Raw genomic sequence first — 19446 nt, forward strand, 5'->3', positions numbered from 1 at the left:
GGCTTAAACAGCCAGAATAATGCCACTTGTATCGGGGGGCAGCAGTTGAGTGGCGATATACGCGTTACAGGCCTTCCAATCCTTGTGTATCCCACCGTTGCACCTTGATCGCTTGGTAGAGCATGCCAATGGTCAGTGGCACCTTGTCACCGCGCCCTTTCGCCCGACGCTTGAGAAACACATCAAACTCTTCCGGCTGAAAATATCGATACGCATCGTAGTCCACGAAGTCGATCCCGAACTGCTCCTCCAGCGCTTCCATCAAATGCCGCGCATCCGCACCGTTGCAGCCCAGATCGAAGTTGATCGAGGTGGTGAGGCTGATGGTTTTACGTTCGGGCAGGCCGAGTTCTTCGTGCAGCAGCTGCATGAGCAGGTGCATGGTGTGGTCGTCGGGGAAGTTGGGGGCGAGGTTCATGGTGCATCTTCCGTTAGGGGCATGCCGATGAGTCGGCTTGGTCCTGATTTTGCGGCAAGTTTTGAGTGGAATCATCCGCAATAGACGATGAAGAAGGATCGCACGGTAGGTTCAGATTAGCCCTACAACCGCACTTTCTAACACTCGGTAACTTCACCTGCCTCGGCATTGAGCCGGGGTTTTAGTGGTGACCGAGAGGGTGACGGATGGGCAAGGGCACACCGCAAGTGTGGCAGCACTACGATAACGATGGGGGCGGTTACCGTCGGTTACGGGACATGACCGCTACTGAATTGGCGGAGAGGGAGGCCAGGCAAAACGCCCACGAAGCCATGCTCGCCAGGCAGGACGCATTCGAAAAGAGCCGGGAAGTGGCGTTTCAGAAAAAGCGCCAGTCGCCCGCCGGTTGCGTCTTTGCCAAGTCTTGCAAGTTGCCGGACTCAATCATCGATTACACCAGCCCATCCGGGTTTGTGCCGACGGACAGTGTCGGTGAGTATGGTGAGTTCACCTTGCTGGGAGGCCGTCAGGCTGATGGCTCTGGCCGTTTGCCGCTCAAGAAGATCAGTGGTGTTTTGCCGGCGGGTATCGGCTCTTTGGCATTGGGAGGGGCAGCAATTGCTCCGGCAACGTCCTCTGTCGTGGGCACTGGCGCTGGAGTTGTCACCGCTGGTGTTGCTGCCGCTTCTTTGGTGGGGCTGGTTGCTTTGCTCGCGCCATCGAGCCTGGGTGATGGTGCGCTGTATACCGACGATCAACTCAGATCACTCAAACAAGCTCGAACACGGGTTCGTTTGCGGGTAGAGGAGCAGGCTGACGGAACTGTCAAGGGCTACGGCTACAACACCCAGAGCCGGCGTGATTGGGAAATGGTCCCTGTCGTGATGTTTGAAACGCGTGGATCGCAGCAGGTAGCTGACTTTGGCAGCGGGGTTGAGCTGATCTGGACGCCCGCAGAAAACCCGGCGGATACGTTGGGTGTCCCGGCGCTGGAAGCGGCACCGCAAGCGCCTCAGGTGTGGATTTTTCCACCGACGGAGCAGGCGGACAACATTATCGTCAGCCCGGTTTATCCGCCGGAGTATCAGGATTTTATTCTGGTGTTCCCGGCGGATTCGGGTGTTCAGCCGCTTTATGTCGTGTTGAGTATTTCCGATCACAAATATCACCCGACTCCTAAAGGTGTCCTCCCCGCTTTTCCTGATCTTGTTCGCGGGCGATCAAAAACTTCCGTACAGGGAGGAGGTGGTCTACGTCCACGCTGGTTTGATCGGGTGGGTAATATTTATGAGTGGGACCGGCAGCATGGTGCTTTGGAGAAATACACCAAACGTGGAAAACATCTAGGTGAGTTCGATCACGTCACAGGCGAACAGACAAAAAGTGCGGATAAGACGCGAGAGGTAGAACCATGAATTTTTCGGTGATGGGTTTTCATCCGGATAAGGATGAATTGGTATTTGAGCAGACCATTAGCTTATCGGTGGAGGACTTGACCCCCGTGATGCAATGGACGAACAGCAATGACTGCGTGGGTGTGGATTTCCGGCTCACAACAGCACAGGCGCTTGAGATTGAACGCTTGGCCTCGATGACTTTTCCTGAAGAGCTGGATCTTTATCTAACTTCTTCTGGTTGAGGGGAGAGGGGCTCTTTTGTCTTGTCGGTATTTGGCAAGTGCTTCTTCTCGAGTAGGCAGCGGTTTTTCGAGGTCTGTCGGTGACGTGTCGAAGCCTGCGAGCCGCAAGCTGGCCAAGTAGTTTGAGCGGCGCATTTTTTCGTAGTGAGCTGATTTTTGTCTGAACGTTAATTCGCTCATCGCGGTTGTCTCGGGTTGCGAGTGTTCGATCATCGCCATGGGTGACGCTCTGCGTTCCAAGAGCCGAACGCGGAGCGTCCGTGGAGGCATCCCCACGCGGGAGCGTGGGAACGATCTTCACCCGGTATCAGCTTGGTGCTTTCCAGTTCAGCATGCGTTGCTGGGCAACCTTGAGCAGGTCGCAGCCGTCCTGGGTCAGCAGGTAGAGCGCGTGGGTGATGTGGGGGATGTCTTCTACGTCGCCATGTTTGAAGCAAACGCAGTGCAGGGTTTTGAGGAGATCACTGGAGGCTCTGATTCGCTGGAGAGCGGCTTCAAGGATGTCTTGGGGATTGGCCTCTGTGTCGATGATCAGGGGCGGGGAATCGGTGAGGCTGGATTGGAGCGGGCGGTAGCGTTCGGTTGTGAACTTATTCCAGTTATTCATAGTGAGAATTCTCAAGTGCATTACGAGAAAACCACCACCATCGTGACCAAGCGATGGGAGGCGGACTGTGTTCGGGTTGGTCAAACCGGTGAGAACTCACTTTGCCGGTACGTCCGAAGACGTCCCGAACACAGCCACCATATAGCGTGCAGGCACTTGAGGTGTCGCAGCATACAACGGAAGCGAAATGAGTTCTCTACTCGGGTGACCAAGCCCGGTCGCTGATTTGGCAGCGACAGTCACGACTATAGATTTGAGCTACAGGGCAGCGATAGGCGACAAGGAGTCTTCTGTTGTAGGAACGGGATGAAGCTTTGATAGGCCGTTCCTACCGATCCGGTAACCGCTTAAACAGTTCGCGTTTTTCCGCCATCAAACGCCTGGCTTCATAGTCAGGAATGCTTGGTCGGGGATCATCGATGCTGGCCTGCACCTGCTTGATAAACCATGCCTCGTAGGCCACATTGTCGATTTGCGCTTCGATGCCGTTGCCGCGGTTTTTCTCCGTCATTCAACCTGCCTCTGCATAGTTTTTAGAATTCCCGCGCCCACCGCAGGCAAGCTATCGCCCAGCGCCGCCCACCCGATCAACAAATATGCTGATACGCCGCAACATCCAGCACGCTAGTCGTCAGCCCAGTCGCCGGGGCATAGACCGTGCCTTTCACCGTCGAGAAGTTGACCCCTTTGCTGCCCAGCGAAACGTAGCGTTCGCCTTGGTCCAGTTCGGTGAAGTAGGTGTAGGAGTAGTTGTGCATCAGCCGGTACTTCGCTTCGGCGTCGACCATGGCTTTGCCAAGGTTCTGCAGATCGGCATGGGTCAGGTTCAACGACTTGTCCAGTTGCACGCCCCAGCGCTGGAGGCAGACTTCAGCAAAATGGCGGACGAACCGGCCTGGCTCGGCCAGGGTTTTCGGGCCGCTGACGCCGTCGGGGGAGGCATTGCCTGACACGGTGGCGTGACGGCCGGGTATGGGGTAAATGTGGGTTTGGGTGCCGGTGGCAGTTTGCGGGATGACGCAGCAGAAGCCTTTCGAGCGTTCGTCCCGGGCATAGAAACCTACATATTCTTTGACGTTGGCACCGAGTTTGACTTTGTCGTCCTGGAAGTTGCTAATGCCAGGCACCGGATCAATCGCAAAAATATTCACCGGAATGTTTTTAAGTTCGCTGTCTTTGAACATCGCGTTGGCCAGCATGTGGCAACTAATGCCGCCGCGACTCCAGCCCACCAGGTTTACTTGGGTGGGAATAACACCGTCCTTGCGGAAGGTTTTAATGATCTGTTCTTGCAACGCCTGCTGGGTCACGCTGCGATCGCCATAGTTGTATTTGCGCCAGAACCACGAGCCTTCAACTTTTACGTCTTCGATGGGAATGCCGGCCGCTTTGAGGCGGCTGTATTCTTCTTCGGTCAGTTGCTCGCGCTGCCAGTCACACTGGCCTTTGATGATGTTGATCGCGTGTTGGACGTTTTGCTCCCAGCCTTTGCCGAACAGTGTGCCGCTGAGACCGTACTCCTCGGATTTGGTAAAGAGATCGTCGGCTTGCAGATTACCGCTGCCGGGACCATCGACCACGATCCATTCGGCGAACTCCCTGCCAAGATGGTGGGAGGCAAGTGTCGATACCAGTTCGCCGTCCCAGTAATTTTCATTAGTGGTGTCGAATTTAGTTGAGCCGGTGCCGCAGAAGAAAATAGTTAATACAGTCATTTGTGTTGCCCTTGCTTGATATAAGAGCTGGCACGCTAGTTTGTATTGTCTGAATAGTGAAGTGATTAGTTGTTGCTGTTTTTGTGCGAGGTGTTAGTTGTTGTTTGAAAGTATTATTTGATGAGTTGTTTGGCGGTCTCAAGAAGTTGGCAGCCATCCTGGGTCAGCAAGTAAAGCGCGTTGACGATATTGGGAATGTCTTTCACGTCGGCCTGTTTGAAGCACAGGCAATAGAGCGTTTCGAGCAGGTCGCTGGCGGCGCGGATGCGTTGCTGGGCGGCATCGAGAATCTCGTGCGGATTGGCCTCGGTGTCGATAACCAACACAGGGGTATCGCTGTAGTTGGTTTTGAGTGGGCGATAACGGTCGGTTAGCGAGTTGAACGTGTTCATCGAGATCAGTCCTGTGGGAAGTCGGGCAGGCTCGCCGGCGGGCCGACACAGTGTTTTCTGCCGCGTCGGAAACTATAGAGGGCGGCGGCGAGGCGTCGCAATAAGACGTAAATGGACAGGTTTTGTAGGGGGTTTACCGGCGCTGTCGACCTTTGCCTACGCAGGCTCCGACTATTTTTTAAGCTTTTCCTCCGAGAGGTCGATATTCCTACGGGATTGTCAGGCGTAGCGCATCAAACCTCCGTAGGGTGCGCGCCAGAATTTGTAGGACGTTTCGAAACGTCTGAGTCGACTCTTAAAGGGAATTAGGTATGCAATGGCTGCGTATGGCCTCGATATTGTTGTTGTGGGCCGGTGTTTGCAGTTTCACCGGCGCTGCCGATGCGGGTAATTCGCTGATCCTCGCCAACATGGACCGCACCGGTTGGCCGGATGCCCTGACCACTCAGGCAGACGTCGACACCGCATCCCGCGCCGAGGTGTTGATGGTGGGCAAGGCGCTGCTGGCCAGCGAAGCGCTGGACGAACAGGGTCTGAAACAGCGACTGGGCGTGCAGGCTGTGAAGCTCAAGTCGGTCAGGCAAGTGCGTGAGGGGTTGTGGGATCGGTTGCTGATTACCTATCGCAACGCCAGTCAGAACTGTGACGGTGAGCCCTTTTGCCCTCGTGTGCGAAGTGTCGCGGATTTGCGTCAGTTGGCGGCGGCGTTCACTGGCGAAATCAGCCCGGCCCATGCGGTTTGGGCGAGCAAGAGCCAGGTGTTTCATGAGCAGGCGCTGGATGAGCAACTGCGGGTGGCGGTGTTGGTGCCCTGATTTTTTATCGATGTTTTTGAGGCGGCTTTGCTGGCCTCTTCGCGAGCAAGCCCGCTCCCACAGTGGATCTCCTGCGTACACAAAATTGGTGAGTGACCGAGATCCACTGTGGGAGCGGGCTTGCTCGCGAAAGCGATCTGATCGGCGCCCGATCCCTCAAGCCTTGCAATCCCGATACCCCATCCGCTGTATCATCCCGTATCGTTTTTGCCCCCGACCTTTCTCGACTCGCTGCGTTCGCCGGCTAGGCTTTGGGCTTCGCAGCGGTCAATGGAGTGACAGCTTATGCACAACACCCTGGAACAGGTTTTCGGTTATCCACAGTTTCGGCCGGGTCAGGAGGCGGCGGTCAGTGCTGTGTTGGCCGGGCGCTCGGCGGCGGCGATTTTCCCTACCGGTTCGGGCAAGTCTCTTTGCTATCAATTGCCAGCCTTGTTGTTGCCGCATCTGACGCTGGTGGTCTCGCCGTTGCTGGCGTTGATGCAGGATCAGTTAGCCTTCTTGCAGCGCCACGGCATTGCGGCGGGCAGTATCGATTCGGCCCAGAGCCGCGATGACGCCAGCGATGTGATGGCCCGGGCAAAGTCCGGCGAATTGAAGATTCTGATGATTTCCGTGGAGCGCCTGAAGAACGAGCGCTTCCGCCATTTTTTGCAGCAGGTGCCGATCTCGCTGCTGGTGGTGGACGAGGCTCACTGCATCTCTGAATGGGGTCACAACTTCCGCCCCGATTACCTCAAGCTGCCGGACTACCAACGCCAGTTCAACATTCCTCAGGCCCTGCTGCTGACCGCCACCGCGACACCCAAGGTGATTGCCGACATGGAGGCCAAATTCGCCATCGCCCCCGAGGATGTGGTGACCACTGGCTTCTACCGACCCAACCTCAATCTGTTGGTGGAACCGGTACGCGGCCAGGACAAGCGACGACGCCTTGTCGAGTGGATGAGCCAGCGTCCCGGCCAGCCGAGTATTGTCTACGTCACCCTGCAGAAAACCGCTGAGCACATCGCCGAACATCTGGGGCGCAATGGCATTCAGGCCGAGGCCTATCACGCCGGTTTGCCCCATGAACAACGGGAAGGGATACAAAAGCGCTTCATGGGCGGGCAGTCCAATTGCATCGTCGCCACCATTGCCTTTGGCATGGGCATCGATAAAAGCGATATCCGCAACGTGGTGCATTTCGACCTGCCTAAATCCATCGAAAACTACAGCCAGGAAATCGGTCGCGCCGGGCGTGACGGGCAGCCATCCGATTGCCTGGTGCTGGCCAACCGCGACAGCCTCAACGTGCTGGAAAACTTCGTCTACGGTGATACGCCGGAGCGGGACGGCATTCGTTGCGTGCTCGAGGAGTTGCAAGCCGCTGTGCCCGAGGGGCAGTGGGAGTTTCTGCTGGGGCCTTTGGCCGATCAGAGCAACATTCGCCAGTTACCGCTCAAGACCTTGCTGGTACAGCTGGAGTTGCGCGCAATAATCGCACCGCGTTATGCCTATTACGCCGAATACCGCTTCAAGTATTTGCAGGAACCCGAAGCTTTGCTTGCCCGATTTGAAGGTGAGCGAAAGGACTTCGTCTCGGCGATCATCCAGACCTCCAGTCGCGCACGGACTTGGGCCACGGTGAATTTCGATGCGCTGTATGAGCAGTATTCCGCCGAGCGCAGTCGGGTGGTCAAGGCGCTGGATTACTTCCAGGAAAAGGGTTGGGTCGAGGTAGAAAGCAAGCAGATGACCGAGGTCTACAGTCTGTTGCAAGCGGCCTTTGATTCCCAAACCCTGAGCGCTGAATTGCACGCCTACTTCACCCAACACGAGCGCACCGAGATCGCTCGGATTCACGCCATGCTCGATCTGTTCGCGACTGACCACTGCCTGGGCTATCGCCTGGCGGAATACTTCGGCGACGAAAACGCACCGAAGCAGTGCGGGCATTGTTCCGTGTGTCACGGCCACGTGGCACGGCTGCCAGCGCCACCGGAATTGCCAGCGCTTGTGGATAAAAATTTCGAGGCGCTATGTGGTGATTTTATCCACAGGCACGAGCAGCACACGGGGAGTGTTCCATCGGCAGAGCGCGTGACGCGGTTTCTGTGCGGGATCAGCGTGCCGTTGTTTACCAAGCTCAAGGCGCGGTCGATTCCGGGGTTTGCGGCGTTGGAGGATTATCCGTATGGCGACGTGCGCGACTGGTCCCTGTCGCACCTGCCAAGCTGAAACACGGCCTCCTACAGAGGCCGTTCAAACGTCTTCAGTAGACTCACCGTAAGCATCGGCCAATAGCGACTGAGCTTGTTGCTCAAGAAAGTCGAAGACCTCTTCCTGAATTGATCCTTGGTATTGTTTGCGACGGCCTTTGGACACGATGCCGTTTTGATCCAGGCACTGCATGACTAGCCTGGACAAAAGATTGCCTCGAACGTCGTAGTTTTCGTTTACAACCTTCACGAGAGCATCGAAGCGCTGAAGAAAATCGGTTTCCTCTCTCAGCTCTATCTCGAGGGCCCGTTTGGCCATTTCCATCGTGAACGCTACGCACTCGGTGGCATCCCAATAGCGATAGATACTGGAATCACCGATGAAGTTGAAAGTCATTGTTTCCGCATCGATCCAGCGAACATCCCAAAACTCACGAACTGGCTTTGAAAAAGACTGTAGTGCTTCCAGATAGTGTTGTTCTTCACGCTTCATAGCGACCGAAACAGGTAGCAAGAGGCCGTTTTCGAGAGCACCACTTCGGCACAGAGCCAGGTGGATCAGGAAGCGCGAAAGACGGCCATTGCCATCCATGAAGGGGTGCAGAAAGACGAAGCCAAAAGACGCGATGCCTGCGGCGACCAATGGGTCGAGTTGCTCTGGTGCTCTGTTGGCGAAGGTCATCAGCTCTTCCATCAACTCACGGCAGAGCTCGGGGTCTGGAGGCACGTAGGTCACGCCAGCAGCACCGCGAAATGAATTACTCAGGTGGTTTTGTTCGTGTCGGAATGCTGCTGCACGATCAAAGGGGTTGGATATCGCGCTGTTCTGCAGGGCGACGAGATAATCTTCCGTAAGCGGCTGGCGCTCATGTGCCTGGCGGAGCAGTTGCACAAATCGTTGCGCCTTCTGCTCACTGGGGGCTTCCTTCTCGATTGCAAACGAGTATTCGGTTTCGCTCAAATACGCCCAATTGATCGCCCGATCCATCATTTCTTTTGGAAGGGAGCCAATAAAGGCTTTTGATCGCCCAAGAATGTCATAGTCGAGTAGGGTCTGAATCTCAGCTGTGCGTTCGACTGTTGCGCAATATTGAAGTGTGCCTAGCCCATTGAAGTCGACTCGCCAGCGCGAGTTTCGGACTGATGGCCCGGTGATGTAGTTGTCCGGGTCAAATAGAAAAGTAGCGGTGCCGCGAGGGTTGTCGGGATAGTCCAGGTGCTGGTCGGTGAAAAACTCCCAGAGGAAACAAATTTTGCGCAGGTAGGCGCTACTGGGAGCCTCGGTTATTGCTTCGACCAATATTTGGCCATCAATGCGGGGGAGTGCCTGAGCCAGAATGGCAAGATTGACGCCCTCATGCTTTAGCGCAAACATGATGTGTGCGAGGTAGTCTTCTTTCGCTGGCGCAACGCTCAGCGGAACGGACAACGCACCGCCGATTTTCTCCAGGCGGGTAACTGGCTGGATGAGCGCAGGCCGTTTCACCTCGATAGCTTTTAGATCTAGCGCATCAATCAAATGGGCGTAGCCCACTCTGTTTCCCATCGCAGTTCCCCTATCTGGGTCAGATTTTTTTTACCACGCCAAGATTTTTTTTAAAACCATCAAATCAGATAAGAAAATTTTAACCTGATTCAAGTTGTTGGCTAGCGCTCATTTGGGCCTGGTTCACTCCTTTGTGATTCTTCCTGAGTTCTGGGTCCCCAGAGCAGATAGCGGTTGTGGGAATGGGCTTCCCGCAATGAATGGCACATCCATCCCCTGAATGTCGCTCATCACAGGAATAAATTTCAAAAAAGCCCGGCGCCTGACTATGGTGAGGACTGTCTTTGGATCGCTAACAAGAGAACAACCATGAGCCAGACACCGTTCGATATTCAGCGCGCCGCCGTGATCGGTGCGGGCACCATGGGCCGTGGCATTGTCATGTGCCTGGCCGACGCCGGGGTGCCGGTGCAATGGGTCGATAACAATCCGCAGATGCTTGAACAAGCGCTGGCCAGCGTGGCTGAGACTTACGCCCACAACGTGCGTCAGGGACGGATCGATCAGGCCGAGGCCGATGCGCGCATTGCACGGGTGACGGCGCCTGCCGATTACGCGGCGATCCGCGATGTCGATCTGGTCATCGAAGCGGTTTACGAAAACCTCGAGCTGAAACAGAAGATCTTCCGCGAACTCGACGGCCTGCTCAAACCTGAAGCGATTCTGGCCAGCAATACCTCAGCGCTGGACATTGACGCCATTGCCGCTGCCACTCGCCGTCCGCAACAGGTCTTGGGCCTGCATTTCTTCAGCCCGGCGCACATCATGAAATTGTTGGAGATCGTGCGCGGAGCCCAGACGGCGCCGGCGGTGCTTGATGCAGCCCTGGCGCTAGGCCAGCGCATGGGCAAGGTCAGCGTGGTGTCGGGCAACTGCCACGGTTTCATTGGCAACCGCATGCTGCATCCCTACGTGCTCGAAGCGCGCAAGATGCTGCTGGAGGGCGCTTTGCCTTATCAGGTGGATGCGGCGCTGCAAGGTTTTGGTTTCGCCATGGGGCCGTTCCGCATGTACGACGTGGTCGGCATCGATCTGGAATGGCGTGCTCGGGAGCTGGCTGGCAAGGGCCAGGACGCGCCGGAAGTTCAAGTGGACAACCGCTTGTGCGAGCTGGGGCGTTTCGGTCAGAAGAGTGGCGACGGGTATTACCACTACGAACCGGGCAGTCGCCAGGCTGAGCACGATGTGGGAGTCGATGCGCTGGTACTGGAAGTCAGCGAAGAGTTGGGGTTCCAGCGTCGTGAGATCGGCCCTGAAGAGGTTCTAGAGCGTTGTCTGCTGGCGCTGGTCAACGAAGGGGCGAAGATTCTTCAGGAAGGTATTGCGACGTCGGCGCACGACATCGATCTGGTCTACCTCAACGGTTATGGCTTCCCGGCGGCGAAGGGCGGGCCGATGGCCTGGGCGGATCAGCAAGGGTTGGAAGATATTCATCTGCGGTTGTTGCAGCTTGAGACCAAGCAGGGCGATCACTGGGCGCCGGCGCGGTTGATTGGTGAGTTGGCGGCAGAGGGGCGAGGGTTCGCTGACGTGTGATTTTATGTGGCGTCTGTGAAGGCCCCTTCGCGAGCAAGCCCGCTCCCACACTGGATCTTCATTGATCACAGGTTTTGTGTTCGACCGAGATCCAATGTGGGAGCGGGCTTGCTCGCGAAGAACGATAACGCGGTTTTCGCTTTAGACTCGCTGTCCAACTCCAGGAACCAACACTGATGTCCAACCCGATGCCCCAACGCACCGACTACCCGCACTTCCAGTCCATCACCACTCGCTGGCACGACAATGACACCTACGGTCACGTCAACAATGTCACCTACTACAGCTTCTTCGACACGGCGGTGAACACCTACCTGATCGAAGTCGGCGGCCTGGATATCCATGACGGCGAAGTGGTGGGTTTTGTGGTGAGTTCGGCTTGCGACTACTTTGCCTCTATCGCTTTTCCGGACCGGATCGAGATCGGCCTGCGGGTCGGCAAGTTGGGCAATAGCTCGGTGCAATACGAATTGGCGGTGTTCAAGGCTGGAGAAGATGAAGCCTGTGCGGCAGGGCGCTTCGTGCATGTGTTCGTGGATCGGGCGTCGAATCAACCGATGGCGATTCCTGCCGGATTGCGCGGGGCATTGGAACGACTGGCGGTTTGAGGGGCAAAAAAAATCGCAGCCCGAGGGCTGCGATTTTTTGATCTACCGGTAAACGGGGGCGATTCAAGCCTCAGTCGCGATAGCGATGCTTATGCTTGCGATGGCCATAGGCATGGCCGCGACCCGGGTGGCCACGGTAGTAGCGACGATCATCATCGTCATAACCACGACGATGGGAACGACGATCATCGTCGTCATCGCTCTTGTTGCCCATGTAGTTACCCAGCGCGCCACCGGCGCCGCCGCCTGCTGCGGAACCGATCAGGCTGCCGGTGGTGCCGCCCATGCTGCGGCCGACCACGTTACCGCCTGCTGCGCCCAGCGCACCGCCAATGGCGGCTTCGCCACGGCTGCGTTTGTCTGCGCCGACTGCGCTACCACCCGCGCCGCCCAGGGCCGCGCCAATGGTTGAACCTGTATTGCCGCCTAGCGATTGACCGACGACCGAGCCAAGAACCCCGCCCAATGCGCCGCCCACACCTGCTTCGGTGGTGCCGCCAGCAGAAGCGAAGCCACTGACCAGGCCAAGGGACAACAAGAGAATCGAGGAGAACTTCATAGAGGAACCTCAAGGGGATGACGGCGCGATCCTGAGGCTGTGTCATGGTTGTGACAATCGAAATCCGACGAGTAACACGACTTGAGCACAATTCTATAAGTTACTGTTTTTTGGGTGGAACTTAACTGTTTTTCGCCGGTCTTTAACTACTTCGCAAAGGCCGTTTTTATATAAAAACGGCCTTTTTTGTGGGCGATCGGAAAGTGCTCGTCTATCAGTTTTCAGGTCTGACGCCTTCGCGGGCAAGCCTCGCTCCTACAGATTGCGTGTCCCTTGCAGGGCGAAAATCTGTAGGAGCGAGGCTTGCCCGCGAAGAGGCCATACCTGCTGCCACGTCAAGCCGACTTGGCCATGATCAACCCAGTCTCACTCGCCGCTTCCAACCGAATCGCCACAAACTTCGACGTCGGCGTATGGCTGCCATCCCCGGTGCTTTCCAGCGGCACCAGCGGGTTCACTTCCGGATAGTAAGCGGCCGCTTGCCCGGCAGGAATATCAAACGCCAGCAGCGTGAAACCCTTCACCCGACGCTCACGGCCATCATCCCAGATCGACACGATGTCCGCCTTCTGTCCTGGCTTGAACCCCAGGCGAATGATGTCGGCTTCATTGACGAACATCACATTCCGCTGACCTTTCACCCCGCGATAACGGTCATCAAGACCATAAATCGTGGTGTTGTACTGATCGTGGGAGCGCATCGACTGCATGATCAGGTCCGGCAGTACGCCGGTAGCGCGGGTGCGTTCGTGCACCAGGTCTTTGGGCAGAATGTTCGCACGGAAATTGGCCCGCCCCGACGGGGTATTCCAGCGACGTGCGCCGGCGCTGTTGCCCAGGTAGAAACCACCCGGGTTCTGGATTTTCTCGTTGAAGTCCCGAAAGCCCGGAATGGTGTCGGCGATCAGGTCGCGGATGCGGCTGTAATCGGCCACCAGCCAGTTCCAGTCCACCGGTTTGCTGCCCAGGGTCGCGGCGGCGATGCCGGCGATGATTGCAGGCTCCGAGCGCATCTGGTTCGACAGCGGCTGCAGCTGACCGTTGGAGGCGTGGACCATGCTGAACGAGTCTTCCACGGTTACCGCTTGAGCGCCTTCGGTCTGGACATCGATGTCGGTACGGCCCAGGCACGGCAGGATCAGCGCGTCTTTACCATGGGCCAAATGGCTGCGGTTGAGCTTGGTGCTGATCTGCACGGTCAGGTCGCAGTTGTTCAAGGCCTGGAAGGTCCGTGGGCTGTCCGGGGTGGCTTGGGCGAAGTTGCCGCCCAGGCCGATGAAGACTTTTGATCGGCCGTCGGCCATGGCGTGAATCGCCTCGACCACGTTGTGGCCGTTTTCACGCGGCACTTTGAATTGGAAGCGACGCTCCAGAGAATCGAGGAACGCCACCGGCGGACGTTCGTTGATGCCCATCGTTCGGTCGCCCTGCACATTGCTGTGACCACGCACCGGGCACAGACCGGCACCCGGTCGACCGATGTTGCCGCGCAGCAGCATCAGGTTGGCGATTTCCTGGATGGTCGCCACCGAATGACGATGCTGGGTAATGCCCATGGCCCAGCACATGATCACGTTCTTGCCTTTGGCGTACATGCGCGCCGCTTGCTCGATCTCCACCAGGGTCAGACCGGACTGCTCGACGATCTGCTCCCATGGGGTGTCGTCGATGACGCCCATGTATTCCAGCACGTTGACCGCATGTTCATTGAGGAAGTCGTGATCGAACACCGCCGGGGCGCCGGTCTTCTGCGCATCGCGTTCCCATTGCAGCAGGAACTTCGCCATGCCGCGCAGCACCGCCATGTCGCCGCCCAGTGCCGGGCGGAAGTAGGCGGTGTTGGTCGGCTTGTCGCCGTTGGTGAGCATTTCCAACGGGTGCTGCGGGTGCTGGAAGCGTTCCAGGCCGCGTTCTTTCAGCGGGTTGACGCACACTACCTGAGCGCCGCGTTTCACTGCTTCGCGCAGAGGTTCGAGCATCCTCGGGTGGTTGGTGCCGGGGTTCTGGCCCCAGACAAAAATCGCATCGGCGTGTTCGAAATCATCGAAGGTCACAGTGCCTTTGCCAACGCCGACACTTTGCGCCAGCGCCACACCGCTGGCTTCGTGGCACATGTTCGAGCAGTCGGGAAAGTTGTTGGTGCCGAAGGCGCGCACGAACAGTTGATAGAGGTACGCCGCTTCGTTGCTGGCGCGGCCCGAGGTGTAGAACTCGGCTTGGTCCGGGCTCGACAGACCCTGCAAATGTTTGCCGATCAGCGCGAAGGCGTCATCCCAGCTGATGGGTTTGTAGCGGTCGGTCTCGGCGTCGTAGCTCATCGGCTCGGTCAGGCGGCCCTGATATTCAAGCCAGTAGTCGCTCTGCTCCAGCAGCGAGCTGACGCTGTGTTTGGCGAAAAAAGCAGCGTCGACACGGCGTTTGGTCGCTTCCCAATTCACCGCTTTGGCGCCGTTCTCGCAAAACATCACCATGCCTTTTTCCGGAGAATCACCCCAGGCGCAACCGGGGCAGTCGAAGCCGCCGTTCTGGTTGGTCTTGAGCATTATGCGGAGGTTTTTCAGCGCGTTATCGCTGGTCAACCAGGCCTGGGCGACGCTGATCAGCGCGCCCCAGCCACCGGCTGGGCCTTTGTAGGGCTTGTAGCGTGGGACGGGTTTCTGGTCGGCTTGACGATGTTGACTCACGCTTGATTCTCCGTCGCGGGGCTGTAGACCCGCGGCGCACTTTTCTGCGGCAGGTGGATGAGGTTGAGGTTATGTCGACGGGCCCATTGCACGGCAAGGCTCGTGGGCGACGACAGGCTGACCAGGGTCTGGATGCCGGCGCGTAAAACTTTCTGGATCAATTCAAGGCTGCAACGGCTGGTGACGATCGCCAGGCCGCCAGTGGTCGGGATTTTCTGGCGGATCAACCCGCCGATCAGCTTGTCGAGGGCATTGTGTCGACCGATATCTTCACGGCCCAGCAGCAATTCGCCATTGCCGTTCATGAACACCGCTGCATGCACCGCGCCGCAATGTTGGCCCAGCGGCTGAAATTCGCCGATGCGTTGGCGCAGGCCGTCCAGCCATTCGGCCGGGGGCAGCGGGGCGCCAGGCAATACTTTGAGGTCGGGCAGCGCTTGCTCCACCGCTTCCACGCCACAGAGCCCGCAACCGCTGGTGCCAGCCAGTTGCCGACGCTGCTGCTTGAGGTTCCAGAAGGCGCGATTGGCGATGGTCACTTGCGCGTATTGCGCCGAACCTGTGCCACTGAGTTGCAGGTCGTAGATATCTGAAGCGTCTTCGATGATGCCGCTGCCGAGGCTGAAGCCGACGATGAAGTCTTCAAGATCCGTTGGCGTCACCAACATGACCGCCTGGCTGATGCCGTTATAGGCAATTGCCAACGCGACTTCCTCGGCCAGCGCGGTGCTGGCCGATTCGGTGTATTCAAGGTTGCAGTAACTGTACGTCTGGCTTGCGGCGGTCGCGGGCGTTTCAACGGCAGGCGCCGCGCGGGCAGGGCGCTTGGCGTTCATGGGCTCACCAACGGTTTGGTCAGCTTTAAGACTAGGCGTGTCAACTTGTCGCGTCTAATTGCTATTACTGATCTGCCGATAGATGGGGTCGATCAAGAGTCTGTCGGTGATTGCTGATAGATCGCGAAACAGGCTTCTGCGAGCGCCGAACGTGGAGCACTGCGACGCATGATCAGCCCCAGCCGGGCGAGGGTCTGGGCGCTTTCGATGGGTTGGAGGCGCAAGTGATCGGTAAGATTTTCGAGGCCACCATCCAGCGGCATCACGGCGCAACACAGACCGCCGTGTACTGCTTGTAACAATTGGTGAACCGAATCGGTTTGCAGCAACGGTTGGGGGGCCAAGCCACGACTGTGGAAGTTATGGTCGATGGACTGGCGAAAATGCATGCCGCTGGTGAGCATGCCCAGCGGCAGTTCAATCAACGATTTCCAGCTTAAGGGCGCGTCGCCGAAACTGAAGAAACGCTGATCGTAAAGCAATCCCATGCGGGTTTCGCTGAAGGCCAGGGAGTCAAAACGCTCACCGTCCAGACGCTCCAGGTACGACACGCCGAGGTCGAGACGGTTGTTCGCCAGCTGTTCGAGGATCTGCTCGGAACTCAGGGCCGAGAGTTCGAAGCGCAGGTTCGGGTGCTCGGCGTGCAGGCGATGCATCAGCGGTACCGGGTCGAAACTCGACAGCGGCACCACGCCCAGGCGCAACGTACCCACGAGGTTGCCGCGACAGGCTGCCGCTTCGGCCTGCAAACCGTCGTAGGCCGCCAGCACCGTACGTGCCCATGCCAGCACACGCTCGCCCGGCGCGGTAAAACCTTCGAAACGCTGGCCACGATTGACCAGCGGCAGTTCGAGTTCTTCTTCGAGGCTGCGCAGGCGCATGGACAGGGTCGGTTGGGTGATGTGACAACGCGCGGCGGCCTGACCGAAGTGCCGGGTTTCGTCGAGAGCGATGAGGAATTTGAGCTGCTTGATGTCCATCTTCGCTCCAGGGCGCGGGCAAGGTTCGCGATTCTACCGCCTGCGCGGGGTTGGGTCATTGGTCGGCTGGGAGCCGGTCTTCTCAAGGCTGGTCTAGTCTTTGGCGTCTGGAACCTAAATCCCAAGGAGAATGCACCATGAGTATTTTTAGCTTTGTGAAAGAAGCAGGCGAAAAACTTATTGATCTGCTGACGCCTGGCAATGCGAATGCCAGTGAGCAGTTGAAGGAACACATCAGCAAGGTCGGCCTGGGTAATCCGAATGTTCAGGCGACCATCGAGGGCGACAAAGTCATCGTCACCGGTGAAGTGGCGAGTCAGGAAGAGAAGGAAAAGATTCTGTTGGCCGTGGGCAATATTGCCGGTGTCGGTAGCGTGGATGACCAGATCACGGTGACCGGGCCGGTGGCGAAGGCCGCTCGCTTCGTTACAGTGAAAAAGGGCGACACCCTCAGCGCGATTTCCAAGGCCGAATACGGCGACGCGAACAAGTACAACAAAATCTTCGAGGCCAACAAACCAATGCTGTCGCACCCGGACAAAATCTATCCGGGGCAGGTGTTGCGGATTCCTGAGTAAGGTTCAAGACCGTGTGTTGGCTTTCGCGGGCAAGCCTCGCTCCTACAGGTCTGTGTCGTGCGCATACTCCGCGAACGACGTAAATCCGTAGGAGCGAGGCTTGCCCGCGAAGCAGACGACTCGGTATCAGAGCCCTGCGATGAGCTCCCGATAATCCCCCACCGCCGCAAACTCGGCCGTGTCCTTCGGCCCTTTGCGGCTGTCTGGCTCGCTCACGGCCAGCAGATGCGCCACGCCAAAATTGCGCGCACTGCGCAGAATCGGCAACGTATCGTCGATAAACAGACTGCGCGCCGGATCGAAGCCGATGTCGGCCTGCAAGGCATCCCAGAATTGCGGGTTTTCCTTGGGGAAACCGTAATCGTGAGAGCTGATCAAGCGTTCGAAATACGGCGCCAGTTCAATTCGCTCCAGCTTCAATGACAGCGAGTCGCGGTGGGCGTTGGTGATCAGTACCACGCGTTTGCCGGCCCGTTTGATCGCGGCCAGAAAAGTGTCTGCATCCGGACGCAGGGCGATCAGGTGCGCGGTTTCCAGTTTCAGTTCGCGCACCGACAGCTTCAGCTCGGCGCTCCAGAAGTCCAGGCAGTACCACTGCAACTGACCGGCATTGCGTTCGAACAGCGGCTGCAACTCCAGCTCCGCCATGGCCCGGCTCACCCCGTGCAGCTCGGCATAACGCTGGGGCAGGTGCTCCATCCAGAAATGGTTGTCGTAGTAAAGGTCCAGCAGCGTGCCGTCCATATCCAGCAAAACGGTATCGATGTCATGCCAGGGCAGCAGGGACATAAAACTTCTCCAGCGGTAAAAAAGATATCCGGGATAAACAATCAGGATAGGCCGGGTATAGTAACCCGCTTACGCCAAGGAGCCTCCCATGCGCCAGAAACCCACCGTACTCGCTCGCGAGATCGTCGCCACCAGCCGTTTGTTCTGCGTCGAAGAGCTGAAATTGCGCTTTTCCAATGGCGTGGAGCGTACTTACGAGCGTCTGGTCGGCAAAGGCACTGGTCATGGCGCGGTGATGATCGTGGCGATGCTCGACGCGGACCACGCGGTGTTGGTGGAGGAATACTGCGGCGGCACCGATGCCTATGAACTGTCCCTGCCCAAAGGCTTGATCGAACCGGGCGAAGATGTACTGGCGGCGGCCGAGCGAGAGCTCATGGAAGAGGCCGGGTATGGCGCGCGGCAGCTGGAACATCTGACCGAGTTGTCGTTGTCACCCGGCTACATGAGCCAGAAGATCCAGGTGGTGCTGGCCACCGACCTGTACGAAGAACGCCTGGAAGGTGATGAGCCTGAGCCGATGGGGGTGGATAAAATCAACCTGCGTGAATTGTCGTCCCTGGCGCAGAACCCGCGATTCACCGAAGGCCGTGCCTTGGCCGCGCTGTATCTTGCCCGTGACTTACTGACTCAGCGTGGGGTGTTTTTGCCGTGAACTTGAATTTTCCCCATCCGTTGATGGCGCCAGTCGTTGAACTGGCTTTGAAGGCTGGCGAGGCGATCCTGCCGTTCTGGCGCGTCAACGTTGCCGTGACTGCAAAGGCCGATGATTCCCCGGTCACCGCCGCCGACATGGCCGCTCATCATGTGATTCTGGCCGGGCTGACGGCGCTGGACCCGAGCATTCCGGTGCTGTCCGAAGAGGACGCCAATATCCCCCAGAGCGTGCGCGCCGGGTGGCAGCGCTGGTGGCTGGTCGATCCGTTGGACGGGACCAAGGAGTTTATTTCCGGCAGCGAAGAGTTCACCGTCAACATTGCGCTGATCGAGCAGGGGCGGGTGGTGTTTGGCGTGGTGTCGATGCCGACCAACGGGCGCTTTTATGTCGGCGGTACCGGGTTGGGTGCCTGGCGTGGCGATAAAGGTACCGAGCCATTGCCGATTCAGGTTCGCGAGGTTCCGGCTGCGGGCGCAGCCTTCACGGTGGTTGCCAGTCGTCGGCATTCGAGCCCTGAGCAGGAGCGGTTACTCGCGGGGTTGAGTGACAGTTTGGGTGAGCTGCAACTGGCGAATATCGGCAGTTCGCTGAAATTTTGCCTGCTGGCGGAAGGGGCGGCGGATTGTTATCCGCGGTTGGCGCCGACTTCGCAGTGGGACACGGCGGCTGCGCAAGGCGTGCTGGAAGGTGCGGGCGGTGAGGTGTTGGATTTGAGCGGTGAGCCGTTCTGCTATCCGGCGCGGGAGTCGCTGCTGAATGAGTTTTTCCTGGCGCTGCCGGCCAAGGCGGCTTGGCGGGAGAAACTGCTGAAACTCGCACGTTCCTGAGTACGCCGTACCCCTGTGGCGAGGGGGCTTGCCCCCGTTGGGCTGCGCAGCGGCCCCA

General features: G+C 57.9%; 21 protein-coding genes. 9 read left to right on the plus strand and 12 right to left on the minus strand.

Going from position 1 to position 19446, the window contains the following annotated elements:
* Nucleotides 1–64: 64 nt before the first annotated feature.
* The gene (locus PMI30_RS28380; protein ID WP_008005201.1) at nt 65–418 is read right to left on the minus strand and encodes a DUF1493 family protein; all 354 of its coding nucleotides are present in this window, start codon (nt 416–418) and stop codon (nt 65–67) included.
* Between the two features lie 206 nt (nt 419–624).
* Here PMI30_RS28380 and PMI30_RS28375 point away from each other — a divergent pair, with 206 nt between their 5' ends.
* Nucleotides 625–1833, plus strand: a complete 1209-nt coding sequence (locus tag PMI30_RS28375) for a colicin E3/pyocin S6 family cytotoxin (protein ID WP_008005202.1) — start codon at nt 625–627, stop codon at nt 1831–1833.
* Nucleotides 1830–2057, plus strand: coding sequence for a DUF7683 domain-containing protein (locus PMI30_RS28370; RefSeq protein ID WP_008005204.1), 228 nt, complete (start codon nt 1830–1832; stop codon nt 2055–2057). The genes PMI30_RS28375 and PMI30_RS28370 overlap by 4 nt, the downstream gene beginning before the upstream one ends.
* Here PMI30_RS28370 and PMI30_RS30185 read toward each other — a convergent pair.
* The 5 genes from PMI30_RS30185 to PMI30_RS28350 all read right to left on the minus strand — a co-directional run bounded on the left by PMI30_RS30185 (nt 2040) and on the right by PMI30_RS28350 (nt 4771).
* Entirely contained in the window at nt 2040–2237 is a 198-nt protein-coding gene (locus PMI30_RS30185) for a YhfG family protein (protein ID WP_081501224.1), read from the minus strand. The two genes, PMI30_RS28370 and PMI30_RS30185, sit on opposite strands and share 18 nt — an antisense overlap.
* 127 nt (nt 2238–2364) lie before the next feature.
* Nucleotides 2365–2664: a hypothetical protein gene (locus tag PMI30_RS28365; RefSeq protein ID WP_008005207.1), complete on the minus strand. Its 300-nt coding sequence runs from the start codon at nt 2662–2664 to the stop codon at nt 2365–2367.
* A gap of 328 nt (nt 2665–2992) precedes the next feature.
* Nucleotides 2993–3175 (minus strand): antitoxin PaaA2 family protein, encoded by a 183-nt coding sequence (locus tag PMI30_RS28360; RefSeq protein ID WP_008005209.1) that lies wholly within the window; start codon nt 3173–3175, stop codon nt 2993–2995.
* 76 nt (nt 3176–3251) lie between these two features.
* Nucleotides 3252–4379 carry a hypothetical protein gene (locus PMI30_RS28355; protein ID WP_008005210.1) on the minus strand — a complete coding sequence of 376 codons (1128 nt, stop codon included), beginning with the start codon at nt 4377–4379 and terminating at the stop codon, nt 3252–3254.
* A gap of 113 nt (nt 4380–4492) precedes the next feature.
* A complete protein-coding gene (locus PMI30_RS28350; RefSeq protein WP_008005212.1) occupies nt 4493–4771 on the minus strand; it encodes a hypothetical protein in 279 nt (92 codons plus the stop codon).
* A 311-nt stretch (nt 4772–5082) separates the two neighbouring features.
* Here PMI30_RS28350 and PMI30_RS28345 point away from each other — a divergent pair, with 311 nt between their 5' ends.
* On the plus strand, nt 5083–5586 hold the full coding sequence (locus PMI30_RS28345) for a hypothetical protein (protein WP_008005214.1): 504 nt from the start codon (nt 5083–5085) through the stop codon (nt 5584–5586).
* A 285-nt stretch (nt 5587–5871) separates the two neighbouring features.
* Nucleotides 5872–7806, plus strand: a complete 1935-nt coding sequence (locus tag PMI30_RS28340; protein WP_008005215.1) for a RecQ family ATP-dependent DNA helicase — start codon at nt 5872–5874, stop codon at nt 7804–7806.
* Between the two features lie 24 nt (nt 7807–7830).
* Here the strand turns inward: PMI30_RS28340 and PMI30_RS28335 are convergent, their stop codons facing one another.
* The gene (locus tag PMI30_RS28335) at nt 7831–9333 is read right to left on the minus strand and encodes a Fic family protein (RefSeq protein ID WP_008005217.1); all 1503 of its coding nucleotides are present in this window, start codon (nt 9331–9333) and stop codon (nt 7831–7833) included.
* A gap of 309 nt (nt 9334–9642) precedes the next feature.
* Here PMI30_RS28335 and PMI30_RS28330 point away from each other — a divergent pair, with 309 nt between their 5' ends.
* Nucleotides 9643–10869 carry a 3-hydroxyacyl-CoA dehydrogenase gene (locus tag PMI30_RS28330; RefSeq protein WP_008005218.1) on the plus strand — a complete coding sequence of 409 codons (1227 nt, stop codon included), beginning with the start codon at nt 9643–9645 and terminating at the stop codon, nt 10867–10869.
* Between the two features lie 176 nt (nt 10870–11045).
* On the plus strand, nt 11046–11477 hold the full coding sequence (locus PMI30_RS28325; RefSeq protein WP_008005219.1) for an acyl-CoA thioesterase: 432 nt from the start codon (nt 11046–11048) through the stop codon (nt 11475–11477).
* 70 nt (nt 11478–11547) lie between these two features.
* On the opposite strand, the gene PMI30_RS28320 is transcribed toward PMI30_RS28325, so the two are convergent.
* From PMI30_RS28320 to PMI30_RS28305, 4 genes are all read right to left on the minus strand, one after another.
* Nucleotides 11548–12036 carry a glycine zipper domain-containing protein gene (locus tag PMI30_RS28320; protein WP_008005224.1) on the minus strand — a complete coding sequence of 163 codons (489 nt, stop codon included), beginning with the start codon at nt 12034–12036 and terminating at the stop codon, nt 11548–11550.
* 335 nt (nt 12037–12371) lie between these two features.
* Complete coding sequence (locus PMI30_RS28315) at nt 12372–14720, minus strand: FdhF/YdeP family oxidoreductase (protein ID WP_008005227.1); 2349 nt, start codon at nt 14718–14720, stop codon at nt 12372–12374.
* Nucleotides 14717–15556, minus strand: a complete 840-nt coding sequence (gene fdhD / locus PMI30_RS28310) for a formate dehydrogenase accessory sulfurtransferase FdhD (RefSeq protein WP_008005229.1) — start codon at nt 15554–15556, stop codon at nt 14717–14719. The genes PMI30_RS28315 and fdhD overlap by 4 nt, the downstream gene beginning before the upstream one ends.
* A gap of 92 nt (nt 15557–15648) precedes the next feature.
* A complete protein-coding gene (locus tag PMI30_RS28305; protein ID WP_007895225.1) occupies nt 15649–16536 on the minus strand; it encodes a LysR family transcriptional regulator in 888 nt (295 codons plus the stop codon).
* A gap of 137 nt (nt 16537–16673) precedes the next feature.
* Between PMI30_RS28305 and lysM the strand changes: the two genes are divergently transcribed.
* A complete protein-coding gene (gene lysM, locus PMI30_RS28300) occupies nt 16674–17114 on the plus strand; it encodes a peptidoglycan-binding protein LysM (protein WP_008005230.1) in 441 nt (146 codons plus the stop codon).
* A 126-nt stretch (nt 17115–17240) separates the two neighbouring features.
* Here lysM and yrfG read toward each other — a convergent pair whose 3' ends face one another.
* Nucleotides 17241–17903 (minus strand): GMP/IMP nucleotidase, encoded by a 663-nt coding sequence (yrfG, locus tag PMI30_RS28295; RefSeq protein WP_008005231.1) that lies wholly within the window; start codon nt 17901–17903, stop codon nt 17241–17243.
* A gap of 88 nt (nt 17904–17991) precedes the next feature.
* Here yrfG and nudE point away from each other — a divergent pair, with 88 nt between their 5' ends.
* Together nudE and cysQ are read left to right on the plus strand one after the other, a co-directional pair.
* Nucleotides 17992–18558, plus strand: a complete 567-nt coding sequence (nudE, locus tag PMI30_RS28290; RefSeq protein WP_008005232.1) for an ADP compounds hydrolase NudE — start codon at nt 17992–17994, stop codon at nt 18556–18558.
* Nucleotides 18555–19388: a 3'(2'),5'-bisphosphate nucleotidase CysQ gene (gene cysQ / locus PMI30_RS28285; RefSeq protein ID WP_008005233.1), complete on the plus strand. Its 834-nt coding sequence runs from the start codon at nt 18555–18557 to the stop codon at nt 19386–19388. The genes nudE and cysQ overlap by 4 nt, the downstream gene beginning before the upstream one ends.
* Nucleotides 19389–19446: the final 58 nt, after the last annotated feature.

This window comes from Pseudomonas sp. GM50, assembly GCF_000282375.1.
Classification (GTDB): Bacteria; Pseudomonadota; Gammaproteobacteria; order Pseudomonadales; family Pseudomonadaceae; genus Aquipseudomonas.

Bases quoted from the DNA above. Each gene is read 5' to 3' on its own strand.
- PMI30_RS28345 (WP_008005214.1), top strand. From the start codon at position 5,083: ATGCAATGGCTGCGTATGGCCTCGATATTGTTGTTGTGGGCCGGTGTT.
- yrfG (WP_008005231.1), bottom strand. From the start codon at position 17,903: ATGTCCCTGCTGCCCTGGCATGACATCGATACCGTTTTGCTGGATATG.
- PMI30_RS28365 (WP_008005207.1), bottom strand. From the start codon at position 2,664: ATGAATAACTGGAATAAGTTCACAACCGAACGCTACCGCCCGCTCCAA.
- PMI30_RS28305 (WP_007895225.1), bottom strand. From the start codon at position 16,536: ATGGACATCAAGCAGCTCAAATTCCTCATCGCTCTCGACGAAACCCGG.
- PMI30_RS28340 (WP_008005215.1), top strand. From the start codon at position 5,872: ATGCACAACACCCTGGAACAGGTTTTCGGTTATCCACAGTTTCGGCCG.
- PMI30_RS28330 (WP_008005218.1), top strand. From the start codon at position 9,643: ATGAGCCAGACACCGTTCGATATTCAGCGCGCCGCCGTGATCGGTGCG.
- PMI30_RS28320 (WP_008005224.1), bottom strand. From the start codon at position 12,036: ATGAAGTTCTCCTCGATTCTCTTGTTGTCCCTTGGCCTGGTCAGTGGC.
- PMI30_RS28350 (WP_008005212.1), bottom strand. From the start codon at position 4,771: ATGAACACGTTCAACTCGCTAACCGACCGTTATCGCCCACTCAAAACC.
- PMI30_RS28335 (WP_008005217.1), bottom strand. From the start codon at position 9,333: ATGGGAAACAGAGTGGGCTACGCCCATTTGATTGATGCGCTAGATCTA.
- fdhD (WP_008005229.1), bottom strand. From the start codon at position 15,556: ATGAACGCCAAGCGCCCTGCCCGCGCGGCGCCTGCCGTTGAAACGCCC.
- PMI30_RS28355 (WP_008005210.1), bottom strand. From the start codon at position 4,379: ATGACTGTATTAACTATTTTCTTCTGCGGCACCGGCTCAACTAAATTC.
- PMI30_RS28360 (WP_008005209.1), bottom strand. From the start codon at position 3,175: ATGACGGAGAAAAACCGCGGCAACGGCATCGAAGCGCAAATCGACAAT.
- nudE (WP_008005232.1), top strand. From the start codon at position 17,992: ATGCGCCAGAAACCCACCGTACTCGCTCGCGAGATCGTCGCCACCAGC.
- PMI30_RS28380 (WP_008005201.1), bottom strand. From the start codon at position 418: ATGAACCTCGCCCCCAACTTCCCCGACGACCACACCATGCACCTGCTC.
- PMI30_RS30185 (WP_081501224.1), bottom strand. From the start codon at position 2,237: ATGAGCGAATTAACGTTCAGACAAAAATCAGCTCACTACGAAAAAATG.
- PMI30_RS28375 (WP_008005202.1), top strand. From the start codon at position 625: ATGGGCAAGGGCACACCGCAAGTGTGGCAGCACTACGATAACGATGGG.
- PMI30_RS28370 (WP_008005204.1), top strand. From the start codon at position 1,830: ATGAATTTTTCGGTGATGGGTTTTCATCCGGATAAGGATGAATTGGTA.
- PMI30_RS28325 (WP_008005219.1), top strand. From the start codon at position 11,046: ATGTCCAACCCGATGCCCCAACGCACCGACTACCCGCACTTCCAGTCC.
- lysM (WP_008005230.1), top strand. From the start codon at position 16,674: ATGAGTATTTTTAGCTTTGTGAAAGAAGCAGGCGAAAAACTTATTGAT.